22 protein-coding genes are annotated in these 22,449 nt (G+C 68.8%); 3 read left to right on the top strand and 19 right to left on the bottom strand.

Annotated elements, in window-relative coordinates; genetic code table 11:
* Window positions 1–3 precede the first annotated feature (3 nt).
* From P8934_RS03460 to P8934_RS03430, 7 genes are all read right to left on the bottom strand, one after another.
* Window positions 4–522 carry a molybdopterin-dependent oxidoreductase gene (locus tag P8934_RS03460; RefSeq protein ID WP_278032948.1) on the bottom strand — a complete coding sequence of 173 codons (519 nt, stop codon included), beginning with the start codon at window positions 520–522 and terminating at the stop codon, window positions 4–6.
* 137 nt (window positions 523–659) lie between these two features.
* A complete protein-coding gene (locus P8934_RS03455; protein WP_243737344.1) occupies window positions 660–1,403 on the bottom strand; it encodes a DUF2189 domain-containing protein in 744 nt (247 codons plus the stop codon).
* Between the two features lie 386 nt (window positions 1,404–1,789).
* Entirely contained in the window at window positions 1,790–2,218 is a 429-nt protein-coding gene (locus P8934_RS03450; RefSeq protein ID WP_278032947.1) for a universal stress protein, read from the bottom strand.
* Window positions 2,219–2,231: 13 nt separating this feature from the next.
* Window positions 2,232–4,826, bottom strand: coding sequence for a TRAP transporter permease (locus P8934_RS03445; RefSeq protein WP_278032946.1), 2,595 nt, complete (start codon window positions 4,824–4,826; stop codon window positions 2,232–2,234).
* A gap of 135 nt (window positions 4,827–4,961) precedes the next feature.
* On the bottom strand, window positions 4,962–5,942 hold the full coding sequence (locus tag P8934_RS03440) for a TAXI family TRAP transporter solute-binding subunit (protein ID WP_278032945.1): 981 nt from the start codon (window positions 5,940–5,942) through the stop codon (window positions 4,962–4,964).
* A gap of 234 nt (window positions 5,943–6,176) precedes the next feature.
* Window positions 6,177–7,565, bottom strand: coding sequence for a lysine 2,3-aminomutase (locus P8934_RS03435; RefSeq protein ID WP_278032944.1), 1,389 nt, complete (start codon window positions 7,563–7,565; stop codon window positions 6,177–6,179).
* 238 nt (window positions 7,566–7,803) lie between these two features.
* Window positions 7,804–8,046, bottom strand: a complete 243-nt coding sequence (locus tag P8934_RS03430) for a DUF2798 domain-containing protein (protein WP_278032943.1) — start codon at window positions 8,044–8,046, stop codon at window positions 7,804–7,806.
* 105 nt (window positions 8,047–8,151) lie between these two features.
* Between P8934_RS03430 and P8934_RS03425 the strand changes: the two genes are divergently transcribed.
* Window positions 8,152–8,976 carry a carbon-nitrogen hydrolase family protein gene (locus tag P8934_RS03425; RefSeq protein ID WP_278032942.1) on the top strand — a complete coding sequence of 275 codons (825 nt, stop codon included), beginning with the start codon at window positions 8,152–8,154 and terminating at the stop codon, window positions 8,974–8,976.
* Window positions 8,977–9,005: 29 nt separating this feature from the next.
* Window positions 9,006–9,530, top strand: coding sequence for a macro domain-containing protein (locus tag P8934_RS03420; RefSeq protein ID WP_278032941.1), 525 nt, complete (start codon window positions 9,006–9,008; stop codon window positions 9,528–9,530).
* A 144-nt stretch (window positions 9,531–9,674) separates the two neighbouring features.
* Here P8934_RS03420 and P8934_RS03415 read toward each other — a convergent pair whose 3' ends face one another.
* From P8934_RS03415 to P8934_RS03405, 3 genes are all read right to left on the bottom strand, one after another.
* A complete protein-coding gene (locus P8934_RS03415) occupies window positions 9,675–10,982 on the bottom strand; it encodes a TRAP transporter large permease (RefSeq protein WP_278032940.1) in 1,308 nt (435 codons plus the stop codon).
* Window positions 10,972–11,448, bottom strand: coding sequence for a TRAP transporter small permease (locus P8934_RS03410; RefSeq protein WP_278032939.1), 477 nt, complete (start codon window positions 11,446–11,448; stop codon window positions 10,972–10,974). Before P8934_RS03410 ends, P8934_RS03415 begins: the two co-directional genes overlap by 11 nt.
* 74 nt (window positions 11,449–11,522) lie before the next feature.
* Window positions 11,523–12,539 carry a DctP family TRAP transporter solute-binding subunit gene (locus P8934_RS03405; protein WP_278032938.1) on the bottom strand — a complete coding sequence of 339 codons (1,017 nt, stop codon included), beginning with the start codon at window positions 12,537–12,539 and terminating at the stop codon, window positions 11,523–11,525.
* A 206-nt stretch (window positions 12,540–12,745) separates the two neighbouring features.
* Between P8934_RS03405 and P8934_RS03400 the strand changes: the two genes are divergently transcribed.
* Window positions 12,746–13,597, top strand: coding sequence for an EamA family transporter (locus tag P8934_RS03400; protein WP_278032937.1), 852 nt, complete (start codon window positions 12,746–12,748; stop codon window positions 13,595–13,597).
* 1 nt (window position 13,598) lies between these two features.
* Here the strand turns inward: P8934_RS03400 and P8934_RS03395 are convergent, their stop codons facing one another.
* The 9 genes from P8934_RS03395 to hyi all read right to left on the bottom strand — a co-directional run bounded on the left by P8934_RS03395 (window position 13,599) and on the right by hyi (window position 22,421).
* Window positions 13,599–14,144, bottom strand: coding sequence for a DUF192 domain-containing protein (locus tag P8934_RS03395; RefSeq protein ID WP_278032936.1), 546 nt, complete (start codon window positions 14,142–14,144; stop codon window positions 13,599–13,601).
* A gap of 10 nt (window positions 14,145–14,154) precedes the next feature.
* A complete protein-coding gene (locus tag P8934_RS03390; protein ID WP_278032935.1) occupies window positions 14,155–15,297 on the bottom strand; it encodes an ABC transporter ATP-binding protein in 1,143 nt (380 codons plus the stop codon).
* On the bottom strand, window positions 15,290–15,958 hold the full coding sequence (gene modB / locus P8934_RS03385) for a molybdate ABC transporter permease subunit (RefSeq protein WP_278032934.1): 669 nt from the start codon (window positions 15,956–15,958) through the stop codon (window positions 15,290–15,292). Before modB ends, P8934_RS03390 begins: the two co-directional genes overlap by 8 nt.
* Window positions 15,958–16,758: a molybdate ABC transporter substrate-binding protein gene (gene modA, locus P8934_RS03380; protein ID WP_278032933.1), complete on the bottom strand. Its 801-nt coding sequence runs from the start codon at window positions 16,756–16,758 to the stop codon at window positions 15,958–15,960. Before modA ends, modB begins: the two co-directional genes overlap by 1 nt.
* 117 nt (window positions 16,759–16,875) lie before the next feature.
* Window positions 16,876–17,604 (bottom strand): GntR family transcriptional regulator, encoded by a 729-nt coding sequence (locus P8934_RS03375; RefSeq protein ID WP_278032932.1) that lies wholly within the window; start codon window positions 17,602–17,604, stop codon window positions 16,876–16,878.
* Between the two features lie 91 nt (window positions 17,605–17,695).
* Entirely contained in the window at window positions 17,696–19,183 is a 1,488-nt protein-coding gene (gene pyk / locus P8934_RS03370) for a pyruvate kinase (protein ID WP_278032931.1), read from the bottom strand.
* On the bottom strand, window positions 19,180–20,520 hold the full coding sequence (locus P8934_RS03365; RefSeq protein ID WP_278032930.1) for a glycerate kinase: 1,341 nt from the start codon (window positions 20,518–20,520) through the stop codon (window positions 19,180–19,182). The genes pyk and P8934_RS03365 overlap by 4 nt, the downstream gene beginning before the upstream one ends.
* A gap of 197 nt (window positions 20,521–20,717) precedes the next feature.
* Window positions 20,718–21,605 (bottom strand): 2-hydroxy-3-oxopropionate reductase, encoded by an 888-nt coding sequence (locus P8934_RS03360; RefSeq protein ID WP_278032929.1) that lies wholly within the window; start codon window positions 21,603–21,605, stop codon window positions 20,718–20,720.
* A 39-nt stretch (window positions 21,606–21,644) separates the two neighbouring features.
* On the bottom strand, window positions 21,645–22,421 hold the full coding sequence (hyi, locus tag P8934_RS03355) for a hydroxypyruvate isomerase (RefSeq protein WP_278032928.1): 777 nt from the start codon (window positions 22,419–22,421) through the stop codon (window positions 21,645–21,647).
* Window positions 22,422–22,449: the final 28 nt, after the last annotated feature.

Below are 22,449 nucleotides of genomic sequence, written 5' to 3'. Positions count from 1 at the left end.
GGCTCAGGGCACGATGATCCGCTCGACGTGCCACACCGAGCGAAAGCGGATCGCCTCGGTGAGCAGTTCGGGATGCTCGTCGAAGGGGTAGAGCACGAACAGCGGGCCGTACTCGCGGATGGTTAGCGGTTCGCCGTCGCGGGTCATGGCCAGGATCACGTCGTGGCGCCGGAAGTCCGCCATCGGCACTTCGGCCTCGTAGTGGTTGAGCGCCCGGATGCGCACCTGCTCGGCATCACCGGCACCGACCGCCTCCAGCAGGGCGCGGACCAGCGGCCCTTCGTAGCGTCCCCTGTCGCGATGCCAGGGCGTATGGGTTTCGATGACCCGCGCCGGCAGGGCTTCGAGCATGGCGCGGTCGAAGTGCGCCTCGTCACCCACGTTGGCGTGGGCGATGTCACCACTGAGGGTCAGCAGTACCCTCCCCGTGGGCGTCGGCAGCGGGGAAGCCAGGGCGATGGAGAACGGCACCAGGGCCAATAGCAGCAACAAGAGTGGACGAAGGGCGATACCGGTCAGCATCGGCAGGCTTCCTGCGAACGGGAAAGGTGCCCCAAGAGTACGCGATTCGGCATCTGAGGTCAGGAGAGAGCCTCACGCAAAAACCTCAGGGGGCGCCGAGCGCCTCCTGAGGTTTCCAGACTACTGAGGGGATCGCGTCAGCTCTTCAGCTCTTCCACCGGCTCGATGCGCACCAGGTCCTCGTAGGCGTGCCAGCTGGCATGGCCCAGTACCGGGAGGATCAGCGCCAGGCCGATGTAGAAGGTCATCACCCCGACCAGCACGCAGCCGGTGAGGATCACCGCCCACAGCAGCATCGGACGGAAGTTCTTCGACACCGAACGGATGCTGGCCTCGATGCCCTCCATGAAGGTCAGATCCTGGTCCATCAGGGTGGGAATGGCCACCACGCTGATGGTGAAGGCGCCGAACGCCAGGACGGCGCCGATCGCAGTGCCCACCGCCAGCATCATCAGGCCGTCGGGAGTGGTCAGCAGCGTGGCATAGAGCGTCTCGGGGCTCGGGGCCTCGAAGCCGAAGAAGAGCGCGAACAACAGGGTAGCCAGGCGAATCCAGGCGAGGAAGAAGATCATCATCATCACGCCCATCATCGCCAGCTGCCCAGCATGGCCCTTCCAGCCGCCGAAGGCATCGCCCAGGTTGGGGGCGCGGCCTGCCTCCAGGGCACGGCTGATGCCGTAGGAGCCCACCGCCACCAGGGGGCCGATGAACATGAACCCGGCGACCAGCGGCAGCAGCCAGTGCCAGAGGCCCAGCGTGAAGGCGCCGGCGGTGACGGCGACGCTCAGCCCCACCCAGAACATGCCGTAGGCCAGGCTGACCGACATGGCCTGGCGAAAATCCTCGAACCCTGCTGCCAGCCAGGCTCGCGGCTTGTCCATGCCCACCGACCGGATGCTGATCCTGACATTGGGCGCAGCACCCTTGCCACGTTCTCTTGTCGCTGCTGCATTCATGGTCACACCCCTGTTTGCCGCCTGTTGAGTCCCGGTGCTGCCGGGCCGGTTCAGGACCGCATCACGGCACCTGGCCATAATGCGTCCTTCATCTCTTAACACCTGATTAATGTAGACGACCACAGCCAATCCCGCAGGGTGTGTTGCATCGCGGCACTCAACGCAGAATGTCCTGGCGACAGGGCGATCTCGTCAGCGTCTTGCCCCGGATCATCCCTCTCGCTCCGCGTGTCGAGCAGCAGGGGCCAGAACCGCGAACGCCTCTCGTGAGGAGAGGCGTTCGCGGGGTTCTACCGTGGAAAGTGAAGCGCTCAGCGCACGATCATCACCGAGATCTTGGTGTGATGCACGACGTGCTCGGCATTGGGCCCAAGCACGTAGTCCGCGAACTTGCGCTTGTTGTGGGAGGCCATCACGATCAGGTCCACCTCGAGCTTCTTCGCCGCCTTGATGATGGCCTCCCAGGGGGAGCCATCGACGATGACACTCTGGGCCGTGATGTCCTCGGGCACGTGGTCACGAATGAACTCGTGCTGGGCCTCGGTGATCGCCTCATGGGCCTTCTTGGCGAAGTCCTTGGGGAAGTAGGAGCCGACCAGCGGCATGCGGTAGTCCGGCAGTACCGTCACCACATGCAGCGACGCGCCGAAGCTGCGGCACAGCGCCACCGCTGTCGGCAGCGCCTTGGTCCAGGAGGCCTCCTCGTTGAGATCCACCGGCAACATGATCTTCTGGTACATGACGCTCTCTCCTTCAGGCTGACGCCGCGGCGGCAGTGCGATCACGCCGCCGGCGCTGCATCACTACAATCAGGCCGAACACCAGGAAGGCCGGGATCCACATCAGCTCCTTGGTCCAGCGGTCCACCGGGGCCAGCACCTCGATGATCTCCTGGTCGAAGTCGAAGCCCAGGTCCGCGGCCTGGCTGCCGTAGGCCACCATGTCGACCACGGCCCGCTCGTCCTCGACGATCAGCTCCAGGCCCAGGTTCTCCAGGCGCTCCTCGCCGGTCTCGCCCTCCGGCACCGGCAGCTGCATGTAGGTGGTCATGGGATCGCCATAGGCATCCAGGCCGCTGACCTGCAGGCGAAGCGTGCTCTCCTCGTCGACGCTGCCCAGCGCCTCGGCGAACTGGGCCGGCGGCACCGACTGGTAGGGGTCGTGGATCCTGTCCATCCAGAAGCCCGGCCGGAACAGGGTGAAGGCCACCAGCAGCAGTACGATGGACTCGTACCAGCGGCTGCGGGTGATCATGAAGCCCTGGGTCGCCGCGGCGAAGATCAGCATGGCGATGGTCGACACCACGAAGATCAGAATACCCTGCAGGAAGGTCACATCAATCAGCAGCAGGTCGGTGTTGAAGATGAACAGGAACGGCAATGCCGCGGTGCGTAGGCTGTAGTAGAAGGCCTGGAAGCCGGTGCGGATCGGGTCACCGCCCGAGACCGCTGCCGCGGCGAAGGAGGCGAGCCCCACCGGTGGGGTGACGTCCGCCATGATCCCGAAGTAGAACACGAACAGGTGCACCGCGATCAGCGGTACCAGCAGGCCGTTCTCCGCCCCCAGGTTGACGATGACCGGCGCCAGCAGCGCCGACACCACGATGTAGTTGGCCGTGGTGGGCAGGCCCATGCCGAGGATCAGGCTGAGCACCGCGGTAAGCAGCAGGATCAGCATCAGGTTGCCCATGGCAAGGGTTTCCACCACCTCGGCGAGTACCAGGCCGACGCCGGTCTGGGAGACCGCGCCGACGATGATGCCGGCGGTGGCGGTGGCGATGCCGATGCCGATCATGTTGCGGGCACCGGTGACCAGGCCGTTCCACAGGTCCAGGGCCCCCTCGCGCAGGTCCGCCGCCATGTCGCTGCGACCGCGGAAGATCGAGGTAATCGGACGCTGGGTGAGGATGATGAAGATCATGAACACCGTCGCCCAGAAGGCCGACAGCCCCGGCGAGAGGCGCTCCACCATCAGGCACCAGACCAGCACGATCACCGGAAGGATGTATTGCAGGCCGACCAGCACCGTGGGCTTGGTCTGGGGCAACTTGTAGATGGGGGTGTCCGGGTCGTCGAGCTCGAGCTCGGGATACCCCGCGGCCAGCTTGAGCAGCGCGACATAGATCACCGTCAGGGCGACCGCGACCACCCAGGGCGTGGCATCGCCTAGCACCGGCTTGAGCCAGCCCAGGCCGTAGTAGACCGCGAGGGCCGTGATCATCAGCAGCAGCAGGCCGCCGAGGAAGCCGATCACCTTGCGCACCAGGGGCTTGGGCGGATTGCTGCTCTGCAGCCCCTGCATGTTGGCCTTCATGGCTTCCAGATGAACGATATAGACCAGGGCGATATAGGAGATCAGCGCCGGCAGGAAGGCGTGCTTGATCACCTCGACATAGGAGATGCCGACATACTCGACCATCAGGAAGGCCGCAGCGCCCATCACCGGCGGCATGATCTGGCCGTTGACCGAAGATGCCACCTCAACGGCACCGGCCTTCTCGGCGGAGAAGCCGACGCGCTTCATCATCGGCACGGTGAAGGTGCCGGTGGTCACCACGTTGGCGATGGAGGAGCCGGAGATCAGGCCAGTCATGGCCGAGGCCACCACGGCGGCCTTGGCCGGCCCGCCCTTGTAGTGGCCGAGCAGCGAGAAGGCAACCTTGATGAAGTAGTTGCCGGCCCCGGCCTTGTCGAGCAGGGCGCCGAACAGCACGAACAGGAAGACGAAGCTGGTCGAGACCCCGAGGGCGATGCCGAAGACCCCCTGAGTGGTCAGCCACTGGTGGTTGACCAGGCCGAAGAGGCTGACCCCACCGTGAGAGAGGATGCCCGGCATGTAAGGGCCGGCCAGGCTGTAGATAAGAAAGACCGATGCCACGATCATCAGCGGCGGACCGAGCGCCCGTCGCGTGGCCTCCAGCAGCAGCAGGATGCCGGCCACCCCGATGATCACGTCCTGCAGGATCGGCGCCCCTGGGCGCTGGGCGAGCTGTTCATAGAACATGAACATGTAGGCGCCACAGAACGCCGCCGCCGCCGCCAGCACCCAATCCTGGACGGGGATACGGTCACGCGGCGAGCGCTTGAGTGCCGGATAGGCCATGTAGGCCAGGAAGAGTGCGAAGGCCAGGTGGATGGAGCGGGACTCGGTGGCATTGAAGACGCCGAAGCCCAGTATGAAGGGGATCGGGGATGCGATCCAAAGCTGGAAGAGCGACCAGGCGGCGGCAATGCTGACCAGCAGCTTGCCCGGCGTCCCGGCCGGCTTGCGAGCCCCCGAATCGCTCGAGGCGACCATATCCTCCAGGTCGACCTCGTGCCCGGTGGTCCTCTTGTTGTCCTCAGTCATAAGCGTGCCCTGCTCTGTAACGTTTGCCCTGGGAACCCCTGCTGGTGATGCCCTTGAGCATCCCAAACAGAATGCGCGGCCCCCTCGGGTGACCGCGCATTCTTCACCGAGGTGGAATCACCTCAGGTCTTCGGATCACTCGATCCAGCCCTGCTCGCGATAGTAGCGGGCCGCCCCTTCGTGCAGCGGCGCAGAGAGACCGGAGCTGACCATCTCCTGCGGATCGAGGTTCTCGAAGGCCGGATGCAGGCGCTTGAAACGGTCGAAGTTGTCGAAGATCGCCTTGACGGTCTGGTAGACGACCTCCTCGTCGGCCTGAGCGGTGGAGACAAAAGTAGCCGCCACGCCGAAGGTCTCGACGTCCTCGTCGTTACCCTTGTAGAGGCCGCCGGGGATGACCGACTTGGAGTAGTAGGGATGCTCCTCGACGATACCGTCGATGGCCTCGCCAGTCAGCGGGATCAGGCGTGCATCCACGGTGGTGGTGGCCTCCTGGATGGAGCCGTTGGGGTGGCCGACCACGTAGACCATGGCGTCGACGTTGTTGTCGGCCAGGGCCGCGGCCTGCTCGGCGGCATCGAGCTGAGAGGCCAGGGCGAAGGTATCCTCCGTCCAGCCCTTGGCGTCCATCACCACTTCCATGGTGTTGCGCTGGCCTGAGCCCGGGTTGCCGATGTTGACACGCTTGCCTTCCAGGTCATCGAGGGTCTCGATGCCGGAGTCGGCGCGGGCCAGCAGGGTCAGCGGCTCGCCGTGAACACGGAAGACCGCGCGCAGGTCCTCGTAGGCGTCGCCTTCGAAGTTGCCGGTGCCGTTGTAGGCCTGATACTGGACGTCGGACTGCACCACGCCCATGTCCAGTTCGCCGGACTTGATGCCGTTGATGTTGGCCACCGAGCCGCCGGTGGAGGGCGCGTTGCACTTGATGTTGGCGTCTTCCAGACGGTTCACCAGGCGACAGACGGACTGGCCGACCACGTAGTAGACGCCGGTCTGGCCACCGGTACCGATGGTGATGAACTTCTCTTCATCCTGGGCCATGGCCGGCGACGCGAACATCGCGGCCCCCAGGATCGCACCGGTGAAGGCAGCAGCAGAGAATGCATGGCGTTTCATGAACACACCTCTTTATTTTCAGCAAAAGTGTTGTGCAAACGGGTTCCGATATGGCAGCCCCGTGACGCGACCGCCGGCGGCGTTGCCGCCCTCTCCTACTTTAGCGAAAAAAGCGGGCGTTTGATGAGGCCTTTTTCCATAGGTTGGAGTCTAGACCCCTGAACACGTTTAGTGAGCGTTAATTTTCCTCGCCTTTTATCACGCAGGGCGTAACGCTCAAGGCTATGGAACGCTTCACGACGCCTTCATGATCAGCGCCTGCTTCTCCTCCTTCATGGCCGCGAACTCGGCCTCATAGAAGAACTCGCTCTCCCCCAGCGCGGGCTCCAGGTGGTTGAGCCAGGTGGCAGCCTCGTCATACCTGGCGAAGAAGGGCCGCTGCACCCAGTCGCTGTCGCGGCCCTGGATAAAGCGCAAGACGAAGACCTTCTCGCCCTTGATCTCGGTGACGCCCTGGATCTCCACCTTGCCCGGATCGGCGGACATCGACGGCCCACGAGCCGTACGCGCCAGGCCCGGCACCTGCTTCATCGCCTCGCGATAGAGCTCCCAGGCCCGCACCAGCGGCACCTCGAAGTAGTGGCGGGCGCCGGTGTCGCGCTCCACGAACATGTAGTACGGGATCATCCCCAGGCGCACCTGGGTGGTCCACATCCTCGCCCACTGGTCGGCATCGTCGTTGATGTGCTTGAGCAGCGGCGCCTGGGTGCGGATCTCCGCCCCGGTGGCGCGGATGCAGCGGATCGCCTCGCGGCAGATGGGGGTGTCCATCTCCTTCCAGTGGTTGAAGTGCGCCATGAAGGCGACATGCTTGCCGGCCGCCGTCAGCTCGCGGAAGAGCGCGAGGATATCCTCGGCGTCCGGGTCGGTGACGAAGCGGTAGGGCCAGAAGGTCAGGCTCTTGGTGCCGATGCGGATGTCCTGGACGTGATCCAGCTCCGGCGCCATCAGCCCCTCCAGGTACTGGCGCAGGTGCTTGGCCTTCATCACCATGGGGTCGCCGCCGGTCATCAAGAGGTCGGTGACCTCGGTGTGCTCGGCGAGATAGCGGTGCAGCGAGTCTGCCTCGCTGGAGGCGAACTTCAGCTCCTTGTCGCCGACGAACTGCGCCCAGCGAAAGCAGAAGGTGCAGTAGCTGTGGCACACCTGCCCCTGGCTGGGGAAGAAGAGCACCGTCTCGCGGTACTTGTGCTGCATGCCGGGCAGCGGCTCGCCGTCGAGCAGCGGCAGGTTGAGGTCCATCTGCCCCGCCGGGTGGGGGTTGAGCTCGGCGCGGATGCGCTCGACCACCGGTTTCATCTCGGCGGCGGGGGCGTCGTGACGAACCAGCGCAGCCACTTCCTCGAAGTGCTCGGGGCGCAGCATGCCGCGCTGGGGGAAGGTGAGCTGGAAGACGGGGTCCTCGGGGACGTTGCTCCAGTCGATCAGCTCGTCGATCACGTACTCGTTGACCCGGAATGGCAACACCTGGCTGACCACCCGCATGTCGAAACGCAGGTCGTCAGGCAGATGCTGGATGGCCTCGATCCTGTCCAGCTGACGGTGGGTATAGACCTTGAACTGGCGGGCCTCGAAGGCCTCGGCCCGGGAATCTCCGAGATCGATGTTGACGCGCTGGTTCATGCCACCTCCTGATGTCGTTGTGCGGCAGCGGGGCGGCCATAGGCGCCCTGCACGGCAGACGCGATCGTCCACTGCGCCGGCAAGCAACCGGGGCACCGCGAGTGGTTCGGGGGGTGGCCATTGGTACAGGGTCGCCGTCGTCGCTGCAAGTTTCTGCGCCGAATTGTAACGAATGTCACGCCTTCGACAGACAAATGCAACGAATGTGCAACACCGCAGACGAGCCGGGACGTCCGGTTCAGCCCCGCTGCCGGGGGTGGCGGATCAGCAGCGCGGCCAGGCGCTGCAGGCGCGGCGCGCCAAGCAGGATGAGCATGAAGGCGATGGGCCAGGCGATGTAGAGGGCGCGCCACCAGCGGCCGGCAAACCCGTTGCCCAGGCCGGTATTGACCCAGGTGATGACGAAGGTCATCAGGGTGACCATGTAGATGGACATCAGCACGGCAAACACCAGGGGAGCGAAACGCGGGGGAAACAGCATCGGCGACTCCGGACAGGGGAAGGGACAGCGGGTAGACTGTGCATGGTACGCCAGCGCCCCGGTGGATGCCGCGCGGTGCGCCCATGGGTCGCAACAGGAGCCCGCATGCAGCTACTCGCCGGCCAGATCGCCATCCCTCGAACCCGCACCCGCGAGGAACAGCTCGGCCACCTGCGCCGCGTTGCCGAGCGCTTGCGACGCGCCTGTGCCCGGAACACCCCCGACCTGGTCGTGCTGCCGGAGCTGGCCGCCCAGGAGTACGGGGACGACGCCTTTGCCTGCCTGGAGGTGCTGGACGACGACCTGGCCGGTCCCGTCGTCACGACCTTCTCCGACCTGGCCCGGGAGCTCGGCACCACCATCGCCTTCGGCATGGCCCGGCGCGCCGATGGCCGGCGCCATATCAGCCAGGTACTGGTCGGCCCCGACGGTCGCCTGGCCGGCGTCTACGACAAGCTTCACTGCGCCCAGTTCGGGGCCTCGGGCGAGGCCGCCCACTTCTCGCCGGGCGAGCGGCTACTGGTTACCGAGGTCGCCGGCTGGCGGGTCGGGGTGGTGATCTGCTACGACCTGCGCTTCCCCGAACTGGCCAGGCGCCTGGCCGACGCGGGCGCCGAGCTGGTCCTGCACCCGGTGGCCTTCACCCGGGACTTCAGCTTCGCCAGCTGGCACGCCTTCGTCACCACGCGTGCCATGGAGAACCAGCTCTACTGGCTGAGCCTCAACCGTGCCGGGCACGACTGGGGCCAGTCGCTGTTCTGCCCGCCGCTGGTGGACGACGACCACCCGCCCCTCGCCTTCGGCAGCGACGAACAGTGGCACCGGCTGACCCTCGAGAAGCAGGCGATTGCCGCGGCCCGCGCGCGCCTGCCGCTGTCCCGGGACCGCCGCGACGACCTTGATGTCCTGCCGCTCTGGCGGCCAGACTGAACCGCATCAGCCGCCAGGAGGAGAGCGTGATGGGCACCATCGAATGCGTCCAGGGCGATATCGCCCGGCAGGCCGACATCGACGCCGTGGTCAATGCCGCCAACGCGCAGCTGCGCAGCGGCGGCGGTGTGGCCGGCGCCCTGCATCGCGCCGCGGGCCCCGGGCTCGCCGAGGAGTGCCGCCCGCTGGCGCCGATCCGCCCCGGCCAGGCGGTGATCACCGGCGCCCACGGGCTGCCCAACCGCTACGTCATCCACTGCCTGGGGCCGGTCTACGGTGTCGACGAGCCCGCCGACGAGCTGCTGGCCGCCTGCTACCGCAACGCCCTGGAACTGGCCGAGCGCGAGGGCCTTCGCTCCATCGCCTTCCCGGCCCTCTCCGCCGGGGCCTTCGGCTACCCGCCGGCAGAGGCCGCCCGCGTGGCGCTCGCCACGGTGCTGCAGACGCTGCCCGGGTGCCCGGGCATCGAGCGGGTGCGCTTCGTGCTCTTCGATGCCGACAGCACCGCGCTCCATCAGCGGACGCTGGCCGCCCTGGAGAGCGGGCAGCGCTAGGCATTAGCCGAAAACTGGCTGCGCTCGGCCATACTTCGTTAAAAATCGGCTCAAAGTACTCATTTACACCTTGTAAACTCCGTCTTTTCGCCGATTTTTGCCTTGTCTGGCCTTCGCTCGCCGACTTTTCAGCCAACGCCTAAGCTATCCCAGGTTGTAGCCCAGCACCCTCGGCAGCCAGAGGGCGATCTCGGGGAACAGCGCCACCAGGACGAGCGCGCTCGCCATGGCCGCCACGAACAGCAGGGCCCAGCCCACGGTCTGCTCCAGGCGCACCTTCGCGACCTCCGTGGTCACCATCAGGTTCACCGCCACCGGCGGGGTGAACTGGCCGATGGCGATGTTCATCGCAAGCAGGATGCCGAACCATACCGGGTTCCAGCCGAAGTGCTGCATCACCGGGATCAGGATCGGCATCATGATCAGGTAGATGGAGATGGCATCCAGGAGCATGCCGGCCACCAGCACCGCCAGCATGATCAGCACCAGCAGCAGCGGGCCGCTGTCGGAGAGCCCGACAATCCACTCCGCCAGGTGGCGGAAGGTGCCGAGCATGGTGCCTGCCCAGGCGAAGATGCCGGCCAGGGCGATGATCAGCATCACCACGCCCGAGATCACCGCGGCCTCGCCCAACAGCTCCCAGAGGTCCCGCCAGCGCATCTCGCGGGTCAGGAAGAGGCCCACCAGGGCGCCATAGGCGACCGCCACCACCGCGGCTTCGGTGGGGGTGAAGAGCCCGCTGCGCAGTCCGCCGAGGATCAGCACCGGGGCGAACAGCGCCGGCAGCGCCTGCTTGAAGGTCTCGCCCACCCGGGGGTGCTCCGCCCCCTCCACGGGCGTGCCCCCTTCCCAACCGTAGCGACGGGAGACCAGCAGCGCCGGCCCCAGCAGCGCCAGCCCGGCGAGGATGCCGGGGAAGAGCCCCGCGGCGAACAGCGCCCGAAGGTCGACCCCCGGCACCACGATGGAGTAGAGGATCAGCGCCACCGAGGGCGGGATCAGGATCGCCGTGGAGGCCGAGGCGGCGATCAGGGTCGCCGAGAAGGGACGGGGGTAGCCGGCCCGGGTCATGCTCGGCAGCATCACCATGGCCACCGCGGCGGCATCGGCAGGGCCCGAACCGCTCATCCCGCCCATGATCATGCAGACCAGCACCGCCACCAGGGCGAGGCCGCCGTGGCGCGGTCCGATCAGCGCCTGGGCGAAACGCACCAGCCGCGCCGCCACCCCGGCTCGCTCGAAGATCAGGCCGGTGAGGATGAACAGCGGGATGGCGATCAGCGGGTACTTGGCGATGCTGTTGTAGGTGTTGGTGCCCAGTGTCGCCAGCATGGACGGCGACAGTCCGGAAAGGATTCCCACGGCGCCGGCCAGGCCCAGCGAGAAGGCCACCGGCACCCCGGCGATCAGCAGCCCGGCGAAGGCCAGCAGCATCCAGAGATCAGGACTCATCCTCGAGCCTCCCGCGCAGGCGATCGCGGGTCTGCTGCAGCTGGCGCAGCAGCATCAACCCAGAGAGCAGCGGCAGCCAGGCGAGATACCACCACTGTGGCAGCCCCAGCCCCGGAGAGAGCGAGCCCCACTGAATCTCCTGCCAGGTCATCCTGGCGCCGAACCAGGTGATCAGCCCCAGCACGACGAGCCCGCAGCCCCCCTGGAAGAGGATCAGTGCCTGGCGCGCGGACCCGGGCAGGGCCCGCTCCAGCAGGCCAATGCGGATATGGCCGTTGCGGCGCAGCGCCACCGAGGCGCCGGCAAAGGTCAGCACCACCAGCAGGAACACCGAGAACTCCTCGGTGAAGGCGAAGGAGCCACCGGTGAGGTAGCGCACCAGCACGTTGGCCAGGCTGATCAGGCTGATGATCAGGATCGCCAGGGTCGCCAGCAGGCGCTCGAGTCTTGCGTCGGGATCTTTCATGGGTGTCGCGGCGTCATGGGGTGGGAAACGCCATCGGCCCCGCTAAGGGGGCCGATGGCACGCTTGCTCGGGGCTCACTCGCCCTGCATGTCGGCGCGGGCCGCCTCGACGATCTCACTGCCGATGCGCGGCACCCACTCGTCGTGGACGCTCTCGGTGGCCTCGACGAAGGCCTGGTGCTGCGCCTCGTCGAGCTCGGTGACCGTGACGCCGCGCTCCTTGATCGCCGCCAGGCGCTCGGGCTCCTCCTCGCGGCTCATCTCGATCTCCCAGGCGCCGGCCTCCTCGGCGGCTTCCCGCAGCAGGGTGCGCTCCTCCTCGGAGAGGGAGTCCCAGACCTGCTGGTTCACCGCGAAGACCAGGGGGTCATTCATGTAGTTCCACAGGGTCAGGTGCTCCTGGCCCACCTGGTCGATGCGCGCCACGTCGAAGACCGAGAGCGGATTCTCCTGACCGTCCACCGCGCCGGTGGTCAGCGCCGGCTTGGCGTCGGCCCAGCTCATCTGGGTGGGGTTGGCGCCCAGTGCCGTGAAGGTGTCCTGGAACAGCGGCGAGCCCACCACGCGAATCTTGAGGCCGTCGAGGTCGCCCGGCTCGTCGATGGGGCCGCGGGAGTTGGAGAGCTGACGGAAGCCGTTCTCGCCCCAGGCCAGGGGCACCACGCCACGGGACTCGATGGCGGAAAAGACCATCTCGCCGGCCGCACCGCCGGTCACCGCATCCACGGCGTCCAGGTCGGCCATGAAGAAGGGCAGCGAGAAGAGGTTGAGCTCCGGCACCTGGGGCGACCAGTTGATGGTCGAGCCCACGGCGGCGTCGATCAGCCCCGAGCGCATGGCGGAGAACTCCCGGGTCTGGTCGCCGTTGACGAGCTGGGAGTTGGGGTAGACCCGCAGGGTCAGCTCGCCGTCGGAGCGCTCGGCCACCAGCTCGGCCCACTTCTCGGCGGCCTGGCCCCAGGGGAAGGCATCGGAGAGCACGGTGGAGACGGAGAGTTCGCGGGCCTGGACGGCAGAGACGGAGAGCGAGAGGGAGACGGCGGCTACGCCGACCAGTGCGGCCAGCCGGGTGGGGTGACGAGACGAGTTCATGGCGTGTCCTTGCAGTATCGGGCTCTGGGCAGGTCCTTGCGGCCACCTGCCCGGCGTTGTTGTGTGGGGCGTCATCGACGCCGCGAACGTCAAGATGCCCTGTCATCCCATGTTCATGCAAGGCAGGTCGCCGCCCTGCCCTGTCCCCGGGTTCAACGCACTTGCTATGCTGTGCCGCTTTTCCCCTTTCCCCCCGAGGAGGCGCCGTGCCGCTCCGAGACCTGGCCCTGGGCCTCGCCGTCATCGTCATCTGGGCGCTGAACATCATCGTCATCAAGCTCGGGGTGGCCGAGCTGCCGCCACTGCTGCTGACCACGCTGCGCTTCGCCCTGGTGGCCGCACTGCTGGTGCCCTTCCACCCGGTGGCACGACACCAGCTGCCCTTCCTGCTGCTGCTCTCGGTGACCTTCGGCTCGCTGCATTTCGCCCTGCTGTTCATCGGCCTGGGCCAGGCCGAGGCCGGCACCGGCGCACTGCTGGTGCAGATGGGCACGCCCTTCGCCACCCTGCTCGCCGTGGTGTTCCTCCGCGAGCGCCTCGGTCCCCGACGGCTGGCCGGCCTCGTGCTCTCCTTCGCCGGTGTCGCGGTGCTCGCCGGCGGGCCCACCCTGCCCTCGCCCCTGCCGACGACCCTGCTGCTGGCCAGTGCCCTGGGCTGGGCCGTCTCGCAGCTGCTGATCAAGCGTGGCCCCGACGTCTCGCCCATGGCGCTGGCCGGCTGGGTGGCGCTGTTCGCCACGCCCCAGGTGGCGCTGGGCTCCTGGTGGTTCGAGCAGGGCCAGTGGCAGGCACTGGCCGGTGCCGGCTGGGGAGCGGTCTTCTACACCGCCGTGATGTCCTCCATCGTCGCCTACGGCCTCTGGTACGGCCTGCTGCGTCGCCACCCGGTCAACCGGGTGGTGCCGCTGACCCTGCTGATGCCGGTGCTGGCCGTGCTGCTGGGGGCGGCACTGATGGGCGACAGCCTGGGCCCCCACAAGCTCGCCGGGGGCGGGCTGGTCATCGCCGGCCTGGCACTGATCGTGCTGCGCCTCGGCCCCCGCCGCCCCGCGGGCTGATTCACTCCGCCGGCGCCCCGGCGCAGAGCCCGCCGCCCCCCGGCCAGCTGACGCAGTCGCCCGCCACCACGCCCATCGCCTCGAAGGCGCCGGCATTGACCTCAAGGGCCGCCCGATAGGGCACCGCGGGGCGCGTCACCGGGCACTCCCCCGGCCGGGAAGCGGTGCACGGCTCCATGCGGTGGATCTCGGCGATGCGCCCCGCCTCGTCGATGAAGGCGATGTCCAGCGGGATTCGCGTGCGATACATCCAGAAGCCGTTGCGCGAGGACTGGGGGCGGTCGTAGAGGAACAGCATGCCCGCCCGCTCTGCCAGCTGGTCGCGCTCCATCAGGCCTCGGCTGCGCTGGGGGATGGTGCGAGCCACCTCCACCTCGAGCCGCTGGGGGCCCTGCTCGCCGTGGATCACCAGGGGGACGGTCTCGAGTGTCTCAGGCTGAACATCGGGTCCCGACTCGGGCCCGGCGGCGGTCAGGGCACGCGGCAGCAGGGAGGCGGCGGGCAGCAGGGCCAGGCCCAGCAGCAGCTGGCGTCGGGTGGCGTTCATGGCGGTTTCCTCAGCGGTCGGGGATCTCGGAATGGGTGACAGGGGCGTCGGGCATCAGGTGGATGCCGGCGGCCAGCAGCGAGACCCCCACCGACTCGCCGCGGGCCAGGCCGTTGCGGCGCGCCGCATGGGTGGGGAGCTCGAAGCGCAGGGTATCGTCGCAGTGATCGAAGGCCAGCGCCACGGAGGTGATGCCACCCAGCACCGCCATCTCCACTACCCGCCCCTGGACGGGGTTCTCGCGCTCTCCCCGCGAGGGTCGGCCACGGCGGTGGAGGACCACGTCCGAGGGCGGCAGGTACCAGCTGACCCGCTTCCCGGGGGCCAGCGGCGCCAGGCCCTCCGCCGCCTCCAGCTGCCAGGGGCCCCATTGCAGGCGACGCCCCTCATCGCTCTGTACCACCCTGCCGGTAAAGACATTGTGGCGGTCGAGCAGCCGCGCCACCTCGGGGCTGGCCGGCCGGCGAAAGAGCTGCTCGGCCGGCGCCTGCTGCAGGCTGCGGCCGGCGTGCAGCACGCAGAGCCGGTCGGCCAGGGCGGCGGCCTCGTCGAGGTCGTGGGTGACCAGCACGATGGGAATGTGGATCTCCTCGCGCAACAGGGCGAGTTCGCGCTGCAGGCGGCGCCGGGTGACCTGGTCCACCGCCGAGAAGGGCTCGTCGAGCAGCAGTACTCGCGGGCGCCTGGCCAGGGCCCGGGCCAGCGCGACCCGCTGGCGCTGGCCGCCGGAGAGCTCGGACGGCAGCCGGCCGGCCAGGCCGTCGAGGCGCACCCGGGCCAGCCACCCCTCGGCGGCCCGAGCGCGTTCGGCGGCGGGCAGGTGATCCAGGGCCACCATGACGTTGGCGCGGGCATCCAGGTGCGGGAAGAGCGCATAGTCCTGGAACACCAGCCCCACGCGACGCTGCTGGGGGCGCAGCGAGCGCCCCGCCTCGGCATCGAACCAGGTCTCGCCGGCACAGCGGATCACGCCGCCCGCCGGCCGGTAGAGCCCGGCGATGGCCCGCAGCAGGGTGGTCTTGCCGCCCCCCGAGGGGCCCACCAGGGCGAGCAGCTCGCCGGGCTCGCAGTGGAAGTCGGCAGCCAGCGGGATCGGCCCGGCCTGCTGCAGCTGCACCGACAGGCGGGCCTGGCGCAGGTCTCGCTCAGCCACGACGCCACCTCCGGCGCCCTGCCAGGCCGTAGACCACCCCGATGGTCAGGAAGGAGACCAGCAGCAGCATCGCCGACATGATGGCCGCCCCGGACTCGTCGAAGGCCTGGACCCGGTCGTAGATGGCGATGGCCAGGGTGCGGGTCTCGCCGTCGATCGCCCCGCCGACCATCAGGATCACGCCGAACTCGCCGAGGGTATGGGCAAAGGTCAGCGCCAGCGCCGAGACCAGGCCCGGCCACACCAGCGGCAGCTCGATGCGCAGTAGCGTGCGGCCGGGCGAGAGGCCGCTGCACCAGGCGGCCTCGCGCAGGTTGGGGGGAATCGACTCGAAGGCACGCTGGATCGGCTGCACGGCGAAGGGCAGGTTGGCCAGCAGCGAGGCGAGCAGGATCCCGGTGAAGGTGAAGTTGAGCCCGCCGCCGGTCAGCGACTGCCAGAGGCCGCCCAGGGGCGACTCCACGCCGAAGGCCTGCATCAGGTAGAAGCCCAGCACCGTCGGCGGCATCACCAGCGGCAGCGCCACCAGCGCCTCGCAGAGCGGCTTGCCACGGAATCGCGAGAGCGCCAGGGTCCGCCCCAGCCAGAGCCCCAGCGGCAGCAGCAGCAGGCAGGTCAGCCCTGCCAGGCGCAGCGAGACCGAGAGTGCCGTCCACTCCATCAGTGGCCGTCCGCCGCGCCCGGCGGCTGGAAGCCGAAACGCGCGAGGATCCTGCCCGCCTCCTCGCCTTGCAGCCACGCGTAGAGTGCCCGGGCGGCATCCCCCGCACCGGGCATCAGGGCCATGCGCTGGCGCAGGGGAGCATGCCACGACTCGGGGACCAGCACGTGATCGGCCTGGTCGGCCAGGGCGGGAGCGAGCGCCAGCGAGTAGGCCACCAGGCCGCCGCGCGCCTCGTCGGCCAGGGCAAAGCGGGCGGCCTGGGAGACGTTCTCGCCCATCACGCGCAGCGGGGCCGAGTCCTCCCAGAGCCCGGCCCGCTGCAGTGCCTGCCGCGCGGCGATACCATAGGGGGCATGCTCCGGGTTGGCCAGGGCCACCCGCGGGCGCCCCTCGCCTGCCCGATGCGTCGCGATCGCCGCCTCGACGGCGGCGAGCGGTGCCTCCGCGTCGGGGAGCGGCCGGCGGCCGAGGCGCTGGATCCAGGCCAGCCGACCGACGGCGTAGATCGCCCCCGCATCCTCGGTGAAGCCCGCCTCATGCAGCGCCAGCACGCTCTGCTCGTCCGCCGACAGGAAGAGCTCGAAGGGGGCCCCCTGGGCGATCTGTCGACGGAAGTTGCCGGAGGCGCCGTAGTTGACCCGCACCGGCGGGCCACCCTGGGCCCGGAAGCGCTCGACCAGTTCGGGGAAGGCGAACTGCAGGGACGAGGCAACGGCCACGGTCGCCTCCCCGGCAATTGCCGGAGAGGCGAAAACCAGCAGCCAGCAGGCCAGGGCGAGGCGGAGCAGAGAGGTCATAGGCGGATCCCGAACCCGGTTCGACGAGCAGGCATTGTCGACCAGGCGTGCCCCGGGGGACAAGGCGAGGCCGGGAAACCCGCCCCGGCCTTGTTGCAGGTCAGGGGGTGGCGGTGATCAGGCCTGCTCCCGGGAGCGCCCGAGGATCGCCATCAGGTCGATGCTGGCCTCGCGGGGGCTCAGGTCGAGCAGCGCCTCGAGGCTCTCCAGGTGACGCTGGATGCCCTCCCGGGCCGCCTCGGCATCGCCCTGCTCGAGGGCCGCCAGCAGCGCCGCGTGATCGCCCTCCAGGAAGCAGGAGGCCAGGTTCGGCCGCTTGTAGAGGGCGATGACGATGGAGGTGCGCAGGATCAGGTCGGTGAGCATGGCCCCCAGCACACGGTTGGGCGAGTGCTCGGCGAGCAGGTGGTGGATGGCCAGGGAGTGCTCGATGCGGGCCGGCTCGTCGCCCCGCCCGTGGGCCTCGATCTCGCCCCGGGCCTCTGCCGCGAGCCGGGCTTGCGAGGCCGCGTCGAGACGTCCCGCCAGCAGCGCGGCGACTTCACCCTCCACCAGGCGGCGGGCCGCGAAGGTCTCGCGGGTCTCCTCGATGCTCGGCGCGCGGACCCGCGCCACCTGGTTGGGGCGTTGGTCCACCACATGCTCGGAGGCGAGCCGGGTCAGCGCCTTGCGTACCACCGAGCGGCTCACCCCGAAGACCTCGCCCAGGGTCACCTCCGGCAGCCGGGTGCCCGGGGGCAGACGCTGCATGAGCACCGCCCGGCGTACCTTGTCGACGATATCCCGGTCGCTGATGCGACTCCCGGCCCTGACCTCGGCCAGCACCTCCTCCTGCCACTCCTGCATGCGCTGTCCCCTGCCTGTTCCTGCCCCAGCGTCTCATCCCGCGAACGGAATGACCACATCAAACAGGTTCATTGTATACAGGATAAAGGTCTCAGGCACGGCGATGTGCCTCGGTGACGTCGAGGATCTTCAGGGTGTTGGTGCCGCCATGGGCGTTCATGTGGTCGCCCCGGGTGAGGATCACGTGGTCGCCGGGCTCGGCGATGCCCTGCTCCACCAGCCGCTCAAGCGCCCGGTCGTTGAGCTCGGCGGCCGACATCTCGCTGGTGTCGAAGGGCAGCGAGACCACCCCGCGATAGAGCGCCATGCGCCGCTGGGCCACCGGGTTGTGGGCCAGGCCGACGATCGGCAGCCCCGAGCTGATCCGCGAGGCGATCAGCGGCGTGTAGCCGGAGGCGGTCATGCAGGCGATGGCGGCCACCCCGGCGAGGTGGTTGGCGGCGTACATGGCGGAGAGCGCGATGGTCTCGTCGATCTGCGAGAAGCCCTCGTGGATGCGGTGGCCCGACTCCTGGATGCGCCGCTCGCGCTCGGCGCCCAGGCAGACCCGGTCCATGGCCTCGACGGTCTCCACCGGGAAGTCGCCGGCGGCGGTCTCGGCGGAGAGCATCACCGCATCGGTGCCGTCGAGCACCGCATTGGCCACGTCGAACACCTCGGCCCGGGTGGGCAGCGGCGACTCGATCATCGACTCCATCATCTGGGTGGCGGTGATCACCGCGCGGTTCAGCGTGCGGGCGTGCTTGATGATGCGCTTCTGGGTGCCGATCAGCGCGGCGTCGCCGATCTCCACGCCGAGATCCCCGCGCGCCACCATCACCGCCTCGCTGGCGCGGATGATGGCGTCCAGCGTCTCGTCGTCGGCCACCGCCTCGGCGCGCTCGAGCTTGGCCACCAGGCCGATCTCGCGGCCCGCCTCGCCGAGCCGCTCGCGGGCCTCGGCCATGTCGGCGGCGCTGCGCGGGAAGGAGATCGCCAGGTAGTCGACGCCGATCGCCACGGCGGTCTCCAGGTCGGCCTTGTCCTTGTCGGTCAGCGCCGGGGCCGAGAGGCCGCCGCCCTGCTTGTTGATGCCCTTGTTGTCGGAGAGGGTGCCGCCCACCACCACGCTGGTGTGGATCAGGTGGTCGGCGACCCGGTTGACGTCGAGCACCACCCGACCGTCGTCGAGCAGCAGGCGGTCGCCGGGGGCGACGTCGTCGGCCAGGGTCTTGTAGTCGCAGCCGACGCGGGTCTCGTCGCCCTGGTCGCTGCCCAGGCCCATGTCGAGGATGAAGGACTGCCCCTCCTCGAGTTCCACGCTGCCTGCCTTGAAGCGGGCGATGCGGATCTTGGGGCCCTGCAGGTCGCCCAGGGCGGCGACGCTCTTGCCCAGGCGCTCGGCGATGGCGCGGACCCGCTGGAGGCGGCGGCGGTGGTCATCGGGGCTGCCGTGGGAGAAGTTGAGGCGCACCACGTCGACGCCGGCCTCGAGCATCGCCTCGAGGACCCCCTCCCGGTCGCTGGCCGGGCCCAGGGTGGCGACGATCTTGGTGCGACGGATGGGGGTATGGGGCGGAACAGGGAGGGGTCGGGTCATGGGGTCCTCGGCAGTACCAGGATGGCACGGAAATCGTTGACGTTGGTGCGCGTCGGCCCGGTGACGATCAGGCCATCGAGGGACGCAAAGAAAGTATACGCATCATTGCGTGACAGATAGTCGACGGGGTCAAGGCCCCGGGCCAGGGCACGCGCCCAGTCCTCGGGCGAGAACAGTGCCCCGGCATTGTCCTCGGACCCGTCGATGCCGTCGGTATCGATGGCCAGGGCATGGATGCCCTCGGCACCGCGCAGGGTCTCGAACAGCCCCAGCAGGTACTCGACATTGCGCCCGCCCCGGCCGTCGCCCCGCACGGTGACGCTGGTCTCGCCCCCCGAGAGCAGCAGCAGGGGGGCACGGCGTCCGTCGCGGGCGGCCAGCGCCAGGCGTCCCTGGGCACGCCCCAGTTCCCGGGCCTCGCCCTCCAGGTCGTCGCCGAGCAGGCGCACCTCGATACCCGCGGCCTCGGCGGCGATGCGCGCCGCCTCGAGGGCATCCCGGGCCCGGGCGAGGACCTCGCTCGCGTCGCGGGCGAAGGCCGACTCTCCGGGGTGCGGGGCCGGGGCAGCGGCCGCCAGGTGACGGCGCACCCCCGCGGGCACCGCGATGTCGTGGCGCTCGAGGATCGCCAGGGCCTCGGCGGGCGTCGTGGCGTCCGTCAGGGTCGGCCCCGAGGCCACCAGCGAGGCCTCGTCGCCGGGCACGTCCGAGATCAGCCAGGTCAGCACCCGTGCCGGGTGGGCCGCCGCAGCCAGGCGACCACCCTTGATGGCGGAGAGGTGGCGGCGCACGGCATTGATCTCGCGGATCGGTGCACCGCAGCGCAGCAGGGCCTGGTTGATCGCCTGCTTCTCGGCCGGGGTGATGCCCGGCGCCGGCAGGCTCATCAGCGCCGAGCCGCCGCCGGAGATCAGCGCGATGACGAGGTCATCCTCGCCCAGGTCGGCCACCGCCTCGAGCATGCGACGAGCCGCCCGCTCGCTCAGGTCATCGGGCATGGGATGGGAGGCCTCGAGGACCTCGATGTGGCGACAGTCGCCACCCTGCCCTTGCGGGCCATGGCCTTGTACACCATGGCCATGACGGGTCACCACCAGGCCCTCGAGGGGCGCTTGGGGCTGGCGGGCCTGCCAGGCACGCTCAAGAGCCGCGGCCATGGCAGCGGCGGCCTTGCCGGCCCCCACCACCCGGGTGCGGCCTCGCGGAGGCGCGGGCAGCACGCCGGGCAGCAGGGCATCGGGATGGACGGCCGCCACCGCGTGCTCGGACAGATGCCGCAGCCAGGCTCGCGGCGTCTCGACCGGGTCGCGGGCGACCAGCGGCGTCAGGGTATTCATGGGGATCTCCTTCACGAAAAAGGCCCGGTGACGAGCAGGGTACTTCAGGGGGAACCCGCCACCGGGCAAGGATCGCCGTCGGCGATCCGGCAGGCGACGACCCGACGCCTGCCGTCAGGGAGCAGTCACCTCCCTGTCATCCGCCGGCTCGGGAGAGCCGGCGGACAGCGCTCACGACCTGTCCAGGGGCGAGCCCCTCACTCCTGGCCCACCTCGTGGTCGGCCAGCGCCTCCAGGGCCCGCAGGATGCCGGCATGGTCCCAGTCGGCGCCGCCGTGAGCGGCACAGGCCTGGAACAGCTGCTGGGCGTTGGCGGTGCCGGGCAGCGCCAGGTTGAGGCTGCGCGCCCCGTCCAGGGCCAGGTTGAGGTCCTTCTGGTGCAGCTTGATCTTGAAGCCCGGGTCGAAGGCGCGGTTGATCATCCGTTCGCCGTGAACGTCGAGGATCTTCGACTGGGCCAGGCCGCCGAGCAGCGACTCGCGCACCTTGGCCACGTCGGCCCCCGCCTTGGAGGCGAACAGTAGACCCTCGGCCACCGCCTCGATGGTCAGCGCCACCACGATCTGGTTGGCCACCTTGCAGGTCTGGCCGGCGCCATGGCCACCGATGTGGGTGATGGTCTTGCCCATCACCTCGAGGATCGGCCGCGCGCGCTCGAAGCCCTCCTGGGTGGCGCCCACCATGATCGTCAGCGCCGCGTTGATGGCGCCCCCCTCGCCGCCGGAGACCGGGGCATCAACGTATTCGCCGCCGGCCTCGTGGATGCAGCGGGCGAAGTTCTGGGTCGCCAGGGGGGCGATGGAACTCATGTCGATCACCAGGGTGCCGGGCCTGAGGCCCTCGGTGATGCCGCCCTCGCCGAACAGCACTTCCTCGACGTCGGGGGTGTCCGGCACCATGGTGATGATCACCTCGGCCTCGGCGGCCACGGCCGCGGGAGTCTCCACCTCGCGCATGCCCTTGTCGGCGAGGGTGGCATCGAGGGTGCCACGCTTGACCGTCACCAGCTCATGGCCGGCGTCCAGCAGGTGGCCCGCCATGGGACGACCCATGATGCCCAGTCCGATAAAGCCAATCTTGCTCATGGTCTCTCTCCTGTTGTCATTGGGGTGTCGATAGGGTGTTTACCGGGTCGCGTCCAGCCAGCCCAGCCCCTCTTGGGTGCCCGCCCTCGGCTTGTACTCGGCGCCAACCCAGCCCGTATAGCCCAGGCGATCGAGGTGCGCGAAGAGGAAGGGGTAGTGGATCTCACCGGTGCCCGGCTCGTGGCGCCCCGGGTTGTCGGCGACCTGGACATGGGCGATGCGGTCGAGGTGCCTCTCGATGGTCGGCGCCAGGTCCCCCTCCATGATCTGCATGTGGTAGATGTCGTACTGCAGCTTGAGGTTGTCGCTTCCCACCTCATCGAAGATCGCCAGCGCCTGCTCAGTGTGATTGAGGAAGAAGCCCGGGATGTCACGGGTGTTGATCGGCTCGGCGATCAGCAGGATCCCGGCGTCCGCGAGCTTCTCCGCGGCGAAGCGCAGGTTCCCGACCAGGGTCTGACGGGCCTCGTCATCGCTGACCCCCTCGGGCTTGATGCCGGCCAGGCAGTTGACCTGGGTGTTGCCCAGCACGCGGGCGTACTCGATCGCCTGGTCGACCCCGGCGCGGAACTCCTCCACCCGATCCGGGTGGCAGGCGATGCCACGCTCGCCGGTCCCCCAGTCGCCGGCCGGCAGGTTGAACAGCACCTGGGTCAGGCCATGGTCATCGAGGCGCTGCTTGATCGCGGCGGCCTCGAACGCGTAGGGAAAGAGATACTCCACCCCCCGGAAGCCGGCAGCGGCGGCGGCCGCGAAGCGGTCGAGGAACGCCTCCTCGGTGAACAGCATGCTGAGATTGGCGGCAAACTTGGGCATATCGAACTCCTTGTGTCTTGCCTTCTGG

The organism is Halomonas sp. CKK8 (assembly GCF_029625235.1).
In the GTDB taxonomy this organism is placed as follows: Bacteria; Pseudomonadota; Gammaproteobacteria; order Pseudomonadales; family Halomonadaceae; genus Halomonas; species Halomonas ventosae.
The sequence above is the reverse complement of the archived record's forward strand: the minus strand, read 5'-3'. Positions and strand labels throughout refer to the sequence as shown.